This is a genomic window from Streptomyces sp. NPDC088794 (assembly GCF_044750545.1).
Lineage (GTDB): Bacteria > Actinomycetota > Actinomycetes > Streptomycetales > Streptomycetaceae > Streptomyces.
In genome coordinates this window covers 98,760-109,749 of record NZ_JBIVKB010000009.1, presented here as the reverse complement: position 1 = coordinate 109,749, position 10,990 = coordinate 98,760, and the positions used below count along the sequence as shown (strand labels likewise).

The 10,990-nt window shown below is 68.6% G+C and carries 5 protein-coding genes; 3 read left to right on the top strand and 2 right to left on the bottom strand.

Annotated elements, in window-relative coordinates; genetic code table 11:
• The first annotated feature begins 238 nt into the window (after nucleotides 1-238).
• Together ACIP6U_RS24995 and ACIP6U_RS24990 are read left to right on the top strand one after the other, a co-directional pair.
• A complete protein-coding gene (locus ACIP6U_RS24995; RefSeq protein ID WP_401722348.1) occupies nucleotides 239-1,342 on the top strand; it encodes a lytic polysaccharide monooxygenase in 1,104 nt (367 codons plus the stop codon).
• Nucleotides 1,343-1,807: 465 nt separating this feature from the next.
• On the top strand, nucleotides 1,808-5,074 hold the full coding sequence (locus ACIP6U_RS24990; RefSeq protein ID WP_401721742.1) for a GH92 family glycosyl hydrolase: 3,267 nt from the start codon (nucleotides 1,808-1,810) through the stop codon (nucleotides 5,072-5,074).
• Between the two features lie 76 nt (nucleotides 5,075-5,150).
• Here ACIP6U_RS24990 and ACIP6U_RS24985 read toward each other — a convergent pair whose 3' ends face one another.
• Entirely contained in the window at nucleotides 5,151-5,633 is a 483-nt protein-coding gene (locus ACIP6U_RS24985; RefSeq protein ID WP_401721739.1) for a carboxymuconolactone decarboxylase family protein, read from the bottom strand.
• 188 nt (nucleotides 5,634-5,821) lie between these two features.
• Here ACIP6U_RS24985 and ACIP6U_RS24980 point away from each other — a divergent pair, with 188 nt between their 5' ends.
• A complete protein-coding gene (locus ACIP6U_RS24980) occupies nucleotides 5,822-6,724 on the top strand; it encodes an RNA polymerase sigma-70 factor (RefSeq protein WP_401721737.1) in 903 nt (300 codons plus the stop codon).
• 90 nt (nucleotides 6,725-6,814) lie between these two features.
• Here ACIP6U_RS24980 and ACIP6U_RS24975 read toward each other — a convergent pair whose 3' ends face one another.
• Complete coding sequence (locus ACIP6U_RS24975) at nucleotides 6,815-10,621, bottom strand: GH92 family glycosyl hydrolase (protein WP_401721734.1); 3,807 nt, start codon at nucleotides 10,619-10,621, stop codon at nucleotides 6,815-6,817.
• Nucleotides 10,622-10,990: the final 369 nt, after the last annotated feature.

Here is a 10,990-nt window from a genome sequence, read left to right as displayed (position 1 = left end):
ACCACATAGCGCGCTTGGCCAAGAATGAGTCAAGTCTGTGGGGCCACTGTGGCGGGACCGCTCGGCGTTTACAGCCGCCCCACTTCGCGCTAGCTTCCCCATAGGTGGGGTGGGAGCGCTCCCATGTCGGCGGACCGGAACCCGCCGTCCAGTGGGCGTCGTCCACCCCACCCTCTCCGCACGGACGCATCCACCTGGCCGTACCCGAAGGAAACCGACTGTCATGATCCTGACAAGAATGGACACGGCGTCACGTCGATTAACCCTCTCCACCTGGACCCGCACCCGCATCCGCAGCCTCTCCACCCGTACCCGGGCCCTTCTCCTCGTCCTCGTCTCCGTCCTCGCCACCCTCCCGGCCCTCGCCCTGGTCATGGCGGCCGGCGGTCCGGCGCAGGCCCACGGCACCCCCATGAAGCCCGCCAGCCGTACGTTCCTGTGCTGGCAGGACGGTCTGACCGACACCGGGGAGATCAAGCCGGTCAATCCGGCGTGCAAGGCGGCCCAACAGGTCAGCGGCACCACGCCGTTCTACAACTGGTTCTCCGTGCTGCGCTCCGACGGTGCGGGGCGCACCCGCGGATTCGTGCCCGACGGTGAGCTGTGCAGCGGCGGCAACTCCAACTTCACCGGCTTCAACCTCCCGCGCGACGACTGGCCGTTGACCCATCTGACCTCCGGCGCGACCGTCGACTTCTCCTACAACGCCTGGGCCGCGCACCCGGGTTGGTTCTACGTCTACATCACCAAGGACGGCTTCGACCCGACGCGGACCCTCACCTGGAACGACATGGAGGCCACGCCCTTCCTCACCGTCGACCACCCGCCGCTCAACGGCACCCCGGGCACGGTCGAGGCCAACTACTCCTGGTCCGGGCAGCTTCCGGCGAACAAGTCGGGGCGGCACATCGTCTACATGGTGTGGCAGCGCTCGGACAGCGCGGAGACCTTCTACTCCTGCTCGGACGTCGTCTTCGACGGCGGCAACGGTGAGGTCACCGGCATCCACGACCCGGGCAACCCGACCGATCCGGTACCGGGTGAATGCGCGGCCACCCGTCGTACGACCGGGAGTTGGAACGGCGGCTACCAGTCCGAGGTGACCGTCACCAACACTGGAGACGTCCCGATGCTGGGCTGGATGGTCGACTGGACGCTGCCCGGCGGGCAGAAGGTCGAGAGCCTGTGGAACGGCAGTCCCACGTACACGGGACAGGACGTGATGGTCCACAACGCCGACTGGAACGGCTCGTTGAGTCCGGGACAGAGCACCACCTTCGGCTACGTCGTCTCCGGCGGCGGAGGTGACACGGCGACGACTCTGCCCTGTCAGGTCGGCTGAGGCGGCCGGGCCGGCACGAACAGCTCTGGGCGGACCCCGGTGGTGGTCGGTGTACCACCGGGGTCCGCGAGCCGACCGGTACCAATGGGGGAGCGATACCGGGCGGGGTGAGAGCCCCCTGTGCCCGACCTGACCGGGCACTGAGGGAGAAGGCCGAGAACGGGCATCGGGCTGAGAAGGGAAGCGGGTCGAGAAGGGGAAGCAGGCTGAGCAGGTGGCGCGGCTTGTGGCGACGCTGTAGGTGCGACAACGTTGTCTAGTGGTGTGTACATGACTGTACTCCTCCAACCGACAACGATGTCAAGACAGTTGCGGAAGTGGCCGTAAGTGGTCCGTACGGGTGGCTCGCACGTGGGCCGTCCGCTTCCCAGGCGCTCTTCCGTGGTACGGGTGGCGCACGTTACTGTCCCTGCGGCTTGTGCGACCTGTGGTGCGCGACCCGTCCGAAGGAGGAGGGGCCGCGTCATGCGTTTCCGTCCTACGTCCCTGCTGTTGGCCGCCGCCCTGGCGATCGGCGGAGCCACCCCTGCCCTCGCGGCAACCGCCGCGCCGCCCCAGCTCGTCGACGACCCGACCGCGTACGTCGATCCGCTCATCGGCACCACGAACGGCGGCAACGTCTTCCCCGGCGCCGTGGTGCCCTTCGGCATGCTCTCCTGGAGCCCGGAGAACACCAGAGGCAACGCCACCAGCACCGCCGCGCCGGGTGGTTACCAGTACGACGCCACCCGCATCCGCGGTTTCAGCCTCACCCACATGTCCGGCACCGGCTGTGCGGGCGGCAGCGGCGACATCCCGTTCTTCCCGTACGCCGGTGAGGTCACGTCCTCCCCGGCGAGCGACACCAAGGACGCCGTCTACGCCTCCGACTTCAGCCATGCCGACGAGACCGCCGAGCCCGGCCACTACAAGGTCGGCCTCGCCTCCGGGGTCACCGCCGACCTGACGGCGACCGCCCGCACGGGCTCGGCGCAGTTCACCTACCCCGCAGGCAAGGCGGCCTCGCTGCTGATCCGTACCGCCAACTCCGAGGTGGGCTCGACCGATTCGACGGTCACCATCGACCCCGAGACGCGCACGGTCTCCGGCTCGGTCACCTCCGGCGACTTCTGCGGGTACCTGGACCCGGAGGGCCAACGGGCCTACTACACGCTCTACTTCACGGCGAAGTTCGACCGTGACTTCAAGACCACCGGCACCTGGCAGGACGACAAGCTGACGCCGGGTTCGACCTCGGCGAGCGGCGGCACCGGCGGCTTCTCCAACGGCGGCCGTCCGGTCGCGGGCAAGGGCGCGGGCGGCTACGTCGAGTTCGAGCCGGGCGACGGGCCGGTCAACGCCAAGGTCGGCATCTCCTACGTCAGTCAGGCCGGCGCCACCGCCAACCTGGCCGAGGAGAACCCGCCGCGCCGCTCCTTCGACGCGGTGCAGAGGGCCGCCCAGCGCGCCTGGCGGGACCGCCTCGACGCGATCCGGGTCGGCGGCGGCACCGACGACGAGCGCACCACCTTCTACACCGCGCTCTACCACGCCCTCATCCACCCGAACGTGATCAGCGACGCCGACCGCAGATACCGTGGCAGCGACGGCGAGGTGCACCGGGTCTCCCGGGGCCACGAGGCCCAGTACGGCACCTTCTCCGGCTGGGACGTCTACCGCGACCAGGTGCAGCTGCTCACCCTGCTCAGTCCGCGCACCGGCTCGGACATCGCGCAGTCGCTGTACGAACTCGCCCAGCAGAACGGCGGGATCTGGGACCGCTGGCTGCACGGCGCGAGCGGCACGCACGTCATGAACGGCGACCCCTCGCCGACCGCCCTGGCCGGCATCCGCGCCTTCGGCGGCACGGACTTCGACCTGCGCGGCGCGCTGAACTCGCTGGTGAAGGCGGCGACCGTGCCGACCCCGCAGGACCTGTCCTCGTCGGGTAAGCCGGTCCTCTCGGTGGGCCAACGGCCCTCCCTCGACAAGTACTTGGACCTGCACTACATGCCCTCGGTCTCCAACGCCTGGGGCGGCGCGGCCGAGACGCTGGAGATGTCCACCGCCGACTTCTCGCTCTCCCAACTCGCCGCGGCGGCGGGGAAGAAGGACACGGCGGCCACCTTCGCCAAGCGCTCCCAGTGGTGGCAGAACAACTTCAACATCGCGGCCGACCCGACCGGCGGCTACATCGCCAACCGCAAGGCGGACGGCAGTTGGGTCACCGGCTTCACCCCGGCCACCGGCAACGGCTTCGTCGAGGGCACGGCGGCCCAGTACACCTGGATGGTCCAGCACAACCCGGCCGGGCTGTTCGCGGCCATGGGCGGCAAGGACGAGGCCCTCAAGCGCCTAGACACCTTCTTCCACGAGGACGACGGCAGCTGGGCGTTCACCGGCAGCGGCGGCGCCAAGTCCGAGCTGGACAACGAACCCTCGATCAACGTGCCCTACCTGTACGACTACGCGGGCGCGCCCTACAAGACGCAGGAGACCGTCCGCGCCGCGATGACCCAGCTGTGGTCCACCAAGACCAACGGCATCCCCGGCAACGACGACCTCGGCGCCATGTCGTCCTGGTACGTCTTCTCCGCGCTCGGCATGTACCCGCAGGTGCCCTCGCGTGCCGAACTCGTCCTGGCCTCACCGCTGTTCCCGCGCGTCGAGATCGACCGGCCGCAGGGCAACGACATCTCGATCCGCGCGACGGGTGCGGCGGCCGACGCGCCGTACATCCAGTCGCTCAAGGTCAACGGCCGCTCCAGTGACCGTTCTTGGCTCCCGGCGTCCTTCGTCCGGGACGGCGGCCGGCTCGACTACACCCTCTCCTCCACCCCGAACCGTGACTGGGGGACCTCCCAGGCCCCGCCGTCCTTCCGCGACGGTGAGCAGCCGTACCAGATCGGCGTCGGCCCGACCGCGGCGACGATCGCTCCCGGTGAGAGCGCCGAGGTGGACATCCGCGCGCTGGCCGTGAGCGGCGGCACCGGACCCGAGGTGCGCTTCAAGGTCGAGACCCCGGACGGGATCTCGGCAAGCCCGGCCGAGGGCACGGTGACCGACGGCTCGCAGAAGATCACCCTGTCCGCGGCGAAGGACGTCAAGCAGGGCTTCTTCGAGGCCAAGGTCACGGTGACCTCCGGCGACGACTCCTATGTGCAGCCGGTCGCCCTCACGGTGGCGGCCCCCGGCACCCTGCTCGCCGCCTACAACAACACCGGCGTCTCGGACGACGTGGGCGAGCACGACGAGGCCGACTACGACGGGGGCGGCTGGAGCTACTCCCGCCAGGCCCTCGCCGCCGCCGGTCTCACCGCGGGCGGACAGGGCACGGTCGACGGCCTGACCTTCACCTGGCCCAACTCGCCCGCCGCCCGTCCCGACAACGCCTACGCGGCCGGACAGACCGTCCAACTCGACCAGCCGGCAAACAAGTTGTCCTTCGTCGGCAGCGCGGTCAACGGCAACCAGCGGACCAGCGCCACGGTCACCTACACCGACGGCAGCACCGGCACGGTCGACCTGTCCTTCACCGACTGGACCGTCGGCGGAGGCGGCGGCACCGTCCAGTACGGCAACGTGGTCGTCGCCAAGGCCGCGTACCGCAACGTGGCCGGAGCGGACAAGGACCCGGTGGCGACGTACGTCTTCGCCACCAAGGCCTTCGCCGCACCGGACGGCAAGACGATCGCGAGCGTGCAGCTCCCGCAGAACACGGACCTGCACGTCTTCACCCTCGCGACCGGCTGACCGAGGAGTTCCCCGCGGGCGGCGCCGCCGGTCGACTCGACACACCGGGTCGACCGGCGGCGTACGCCCCGCTCCTTCAGCGCGAGGCACTGAACATGCCGACCTCGTACGAACCGCCCTTCTGGTGCACGATCACGGCGAGCCGGTTGGCCGCGTTGATCAGCGCGACCAGGCACACCAGCGCGGCGATCTGGTCGTCGTCGTAGTGCTTGCGCACCTGGTCCCAGGTCTCGTCGGAGACGCCCAGCTGGGCGTCCGCCATCCTGGTGCCCTCCTCGGCGAAGGCCAGCGCGGCCTGCTCGGCCTCGGTGAACACGGTGGACTCGCGCCACGCGGCCACCAGCATCAGCCGGACCGAGGTCTCGCCGGCCGCCGCCATCTCCTTGGTGTGGTAGTCGATGCACCAGCCGCAGCCGTTGATCTGGCTGGCCCGCAAGGACACCAGTTCCTGGGTCGACTTGGGCAGCGGCGACTGCTCGATCACCAGGCTCGTGTTGGCGAACCGCTTGGTGAACTTGGCGGCGATCTCGTTCTCGAACAGGTTGAATCGAGCTTCCATGATCTCGTCCTCACTCGGGGTGTGGCGCCGCGTTGCGCTGCGTCGGATGCACAAGAGATGCCGGCGCCCCGCTCCGTGTGACAGGACGGCCATGTGACGTACGCCACCGCGCTTGGGTGTCACAGCGCCGCGGTGGCCGGCGTCTTGTGCGCGTGACATCGTCGAGAACGAACAGGCGGGAGCAGTCGGTGACGAGCGAGAACAGCGAGACCGCGCAGAACACGGCCACCGAGGCGTTCGTCGCCCACCGGAACCTGTTGTTCACGGTCGCCTACGAGATGCTCGGCTCGGCCGCCGACGCCGAGGACGTCCTCCAGGAGACCTGGATGCGGTGGTCCGGCGTCGACCTGGACACGGTGCGCGACCAGCGCGCGTACCTGGTCCGGATCACCACCCGGCAGGCGCTGAGCCGGCTGCGTACGCTCGCCCGCCGCAAGGAGTCCTACGTCGGCTCCTGGCTGCCCGCGCCGCTGCTGACCGCCCCGGACGTGGCCGAGGACGTCGAGCTCGCCGACAGCGTCTCCATGGCGATGCTGCTGGTCCTGGAGACCCTCGCGCCCACCGAGCGGGCGGTGTTCGTGCTGCGCGAGGTGTTCGACCTCGACTACGACGAGATCGCCGAGGCCGTCGACAAGACCCCGGCCGCGGTCCGCCAGATCGCGCACCGGGCCCGGGCACACGTCGCCTCACGCAGGCCGCGCGGGGCCGTCTCCGCGACCGAGACCCGGCACGCGCTCGACGCCTTCCAACGGGCCGTCGACACCGGCGACTTGCAGAGCCTGCTCGACATCCTCGCCCCGGACGTCGTCTTCCTCGGCGACGGCGGCGGGGTCAAGCAGGCCGTCCTGAAGCCGGTCATGGGCGCCGACAAGGTGGGCCGGATGCTGACCGCCGGCCTGGGCCGGGTCACCGACGCGCAGTTGGGCCTGGCACAGGTCAACGGCTTCCCGGCGCTGATCTTCCGGTTCGACGGCGAGGTCGACACCGTGCTGGCGGTACGCATCGACGACGGCCTCGTCACCGGCCTCTACGCGGTCCGCAACCCCGAGAAGCTGTCGCACATGGGCCAGGAGACGGCCCTGAGCCGCTGAACGAAGGGAAACGAAGGGGGGACGCGTCACACTCGACACGTCCCCCCTCCGAGCCGTTCACAGGCCGCTGTGCGGCCCCGACTCACCCGCTCACGCGAGCAGTTCGACCTCCGAGACCGTGGCCTCCGCGTCGAACACCAGGCGGTACTTCCCGTACGTGCCCGGCGAGTTCACGCTGAACGCCCGAGTCTGCCGGTCCCAGGTGAAGGACTGGCCGGACCGCTTGTCGAGCGTCTTCCACGTGGTCCCGTCGTTCGAGCCCTGAAGGGTCCACCCGGTCGGCGCCTTGGTGTGGTCGGCGGACGAAGTGAGCGTGTACTGGAGCCCCTTCGTGTCGCCGGTGACCGGCAGGTCGACCGACGTCACCGTCGCGTTGGTCGCCGAGGTGTTGTCGAACAGCGCCCCGTCACCCTTCAGCACGTCCGCACGAGGCGTCGGCGCCTTGTCGTCCTGGGTGATCGACACGGGACCCGCGTTCTTGCCGGTGCCCCACGAGGACGGCTTCGGGCCCATGTCGAAGTTGAGCGTTCCGCCCTCCTCCAGCAGCGAGTGCGGGAGCGAAGTCGACGTCCAGTTGCGGCCGTTGACCTTCAGGCCCTGCACGTAGATGTTCTTGTCGCTGTTCTTCGGCGCCTTGACGACGAGGTCCTCGCCGTTCTCCAGGTGCACGGTGACCTTCTTGAACAGCGGGGAGCCGATGGCGTACTCGCCGCTGCCCATCACCAGCGGGTAGAAGCCCAGCGCGGAGAAGAGGTACCAGGCCGACTGCTCGCCGTTGTCCTCGTCGCCGTGGTAGCCCTGCCCGATCTCGCTGCCGGTGTAGAGGCGGGAGAGCACCTCGCGGACGTTCTTCTGCGCCTTGTAGGGCTCGCCCGCCGCGTCGTACATGTAGATGACGTGGTGGGCGACCTGGTTGGAGTGCCCGTACTGGCCAAGTCGCACGTCCCGCGCCTCGGTCATCTCGTGGATGACACCGCCGTAGGAACCGACGTTCTCGGGCGAGGCCGTCTCCGGGGTGGAGAAGTACTCGTCGAGCTTGTCGCCCAGCGCGCCGCGGCCGCCGTACAGATTGGCAAGGCCCCGGCTGTCCTGCGGGGCGGTGAAGGCGTAGCCCCAGCCGTCGGTCTCCGTGTAGTCGTAACCCCACACCTTGGGGTCGTACTTGGCGGAGTCGACGCGCCAGTTGCCCTTGGCGTCCTTGCCCTGGAAGAAGCCGGCCTTGGAGTCGTAGAGGTTCACGTAGTCCTGGGCGCGGTTGAGGAAGTACTCCGACTCCTCCTTGTAGCGCTTGTCCTTGGTCTTCTTGTAGAGGGCCTTGCCCATCTGCGCGATGCCGTAGTCGTTGACATAGCCCTCCATCGCCCAGGAGAAGCCCTCACCGGTGTCGGTGCTGGTGTAGCCGAGGAACGGCGAGGTCGCCATGCCCTTGCGGCCCACCCCGGAGGACGGCGGCACGACGGTCGCGTTCTTCACGGCCGCGTCGTAGGCCGACTTGGCGTCGAAGTCGACGCCCTTGACGTACGCGTCCGCGAAGGCCACGTCCGAGGAGGTGCCGGTCATCAGGTCCGCGTAGCCGGGGGAGGACCAGCGTGAGGTCCAGCCGCCGTCCTTGTACTGCTGCACGAACCCGTCGACCATCTCGCCCGCCTGAGAGGGCGTCAGGAAGGAGTACGCCGGCCAGGTGGTCCGATAGGTGTCCCAGAAGCCGTTGTTGACGTACACCTTGCCGTCCACGATCTTCGCGCCGGTGTGCGTCGGGGTGTCGGGCCCCGGCATCGGCGAGAACGGGGAGGCGTACTGGTACTTCGAACCGACCTTCTCGAAGCCGGAGTTGGGGTAGAGGTACAGCCGGTACATGCTGGAGTACAGCGTGGTCAGCTGGTCCGCCGTGGCGCCCTCGACCTCGACCTTGTCGAAGATCCTGTCCCAGGTGCGCTGGGCCTTCTTCTTGACCGAGTCGAAGGACGTGCCGTCCGGGATCTCCTGGCGGAGGTTGTCCTTGGCCTGGTCGATGCTGATCAGCGAGGTGGCGATGCGCAGCGTCACGGTGCGGTCGGCGCCGGCGTCGAACTTCAGGTACCCCTTGACCCCGCTGGACGAGCCGTCCTTGACGGGCTTGTCGAAGGTGCCGTAGACGAACAGCCGGGTCGCGCCGGTCGACAGGCCCGACTTGACGTCCGAGTAGCCGGTGAAGGTCCCGGTCGCCGGGTCGAGCGTGAGCCCGGCCTGGTCGGTGACGTTGTCGAAGAGCACGTTCGCGTCGTCACCGGGGAAGGTGAAGCGCATCGTCGCCGCGTGGTCGGTCGGCGTCAGCTCGGTCTTGAGACCGTTCTCGAACGTGACGCCGTAGTAGTACGGCCGCGCGATCTCGTTCTCGTGCCTGAACGCCAACTCCCGTGCCTCACGGCCGGTTTCCGGGGTGCCGGAGGCCGCCGAGGGCATCACCTGGAAGGTCTGCCGGTCGCCCATCCAGGGGCTCGGCTCATGGCTCGCGCTGAACGCCTGGATCGTCGGCAGGTTGTCGTCGTTGTTGGCCCGCGCGTAGTCGTACAGCCAGCTCAGCGAGGACGCGTTGGTCACCGGCGTCCAGAAGTTGAAGCCGTGCGGCACGGCGGTCGCGGGGAAGTTGTTGCCGCGCGAGAAGCCGCCGCTGGAGTTGGTGCCGCGGGTGGTGAGGGCGTAGTCCGACAGATGCGCCTTCGGCTTCTCCTTCGCCGCCCGGTCGATCTTCACGTCGTCCAGCCAGCCGCGGAACTTCGCCGGACCCTTCGCGGAGTCGTACGCCACCAGGATCCGGTCGACGGTCTTGCCGGCCGCGACCGACCCGATCCCCGAGACCACGTTGTTCCACTGGTTGACGTAGAGGATCTTCGCGGCGCCCTGCGCCTTCGGCGTCAGACCGAAGCCGTGCTGGTCGGTCGCGCCCAGGTCGCTCAGATAGGTGCCGTCGGTGAAGGCCAGGTCGACGGAGACGTTCGTGGCGTCGTAGTCGAGGTCGCCGTCCGCCATCGACGGGAAGATCCGGTACGACAGTTCGGTGTCCCGCCGCACGGACACGTTCACGTCGAAGACCTTGTTGTACGAGTACGCCTGGCCGTCGGCGGTGTGGCGTCCCGCGTACCGCAGGGCCCGCTTGCCGGTGAAGCCCGCTCCCGCCTTCGCGGTCGGCGAGCCCGCCGGGCCGCGGTCGACCAGCGTCAGCATGTCCTGCGGCACCGGGCCGCCGCTGCCGCCGGTGGAGAACTGGACGTCGGCGAGTTGCAGGATGTCGGAGGCGCCGTTGTTCTTGGTGATGTCGAGGCGGAAGTGCGCGTACTCGGCCGGCTCGGCGAGATCGTAGGTCTTGGTCTGGAAGCGCTCGGAGAAGGTCTCACCGGAGCGGGTGTCGACCGTCTTCCAGTCCTTGCCGTCCGTGGAGCCCTGGAGGGTCCAGTCCTTGGGGTCGCGCTCGTCGAAGTCGTTGGCGGAAGTAAGCGCGTACGTCACGATCTTGGCCGGCTTGTCGAGGTCGAACTCGACCCAGCCGGTGGGCTCGAAGGTCAGCCACTTGGTGCCGGCCTCGCCGTCGACGAGGTTCTCCTTCACCTCGCCGCCGCCGGTGTTCTCCGAGCTGGCCCGGACGTCCGTGACGTGGTCGGACACGTTGCCCGGGATGCCGGTGCTGTAGCCGCCGTCGACGCCCGAGGCCCGCTTGGTCCCGTCGGGCTTCGTGTCGACCGTGTTCAGCCAGTCCGGCGCCGGATCGCCCGCCTCGAAGGAGGACGAGAACTCCCGGTCGGCCGGCTTGGGCTTCGCAGAAAGCGCTGTCGCCGCTCCCTGGGAGCCCACCGCCAAAGCAAAAGCGGCCGTCAGTACGACGGCCGTTCCCCATCTGTGTCTCGTTCTGTACCGCACCATCTCCGGCACCCTCCCTGCGCGATCGGACAACGTTGTCACCTTCCAGGCGCAGAACCCAGTAGTGGGTCAAGTGGCCAGGGATGTCAAGGGTGTTGAGTGTGGCATTCGGGGCCTATGTCGCGGATTTTTCCGGCAAGGCGCCCACAGGGGGCTCATATTTCCGCGAGGTCTCAACTCGGATAAGACCAACGGCCAACCTTGCATTCGATCTTGCTCCGTTGGCGGGAAGTGGACTATACCTGTCGGCGATTCACCCGATGCGTTCGTCATGATCCGCACGGCATGATTCGTTACTCCTGCACGACCCTGCTTGACCTGACCGCGGTGCCGGGAGGATCCGGTTCACCGCCTGAGTCCTGGAGAAGGCGA

Excerpts from the sequence above, each read along its gene's own strand:
- ACIP6U_RS24995 (WP_401722348.1), top strand. The coding sequence starts at position 239 with ATGGACACGGCGTCACGTCGATTAACCCTCTCCACCTGGACCCGCACC.
- ACIP6U_RS24990 (WP_401721742.1), top strand. The coding sequence starts at position 1,808 with ATGCGTTTCCGTCCTACGTCCCTGCTGTTGGCCGCCGCCCTGGCGATC.
- ACIP6U_RS24985 (WP_401721739.1), bottom strand. The coding sequence starts at position 5,633 with ATGGAAGCTCGATTCAACCTGTTCGAGAACGAGATCGCCGCCAAGTTC.
- ACIP6U_RS24975 (WP_401721734.1), bottom strand. The coding sequence starts at position 10,621 with ATGGTGCGGTACAGAACGAGACACAGATGGGGAACGGCCGTCGTACTG.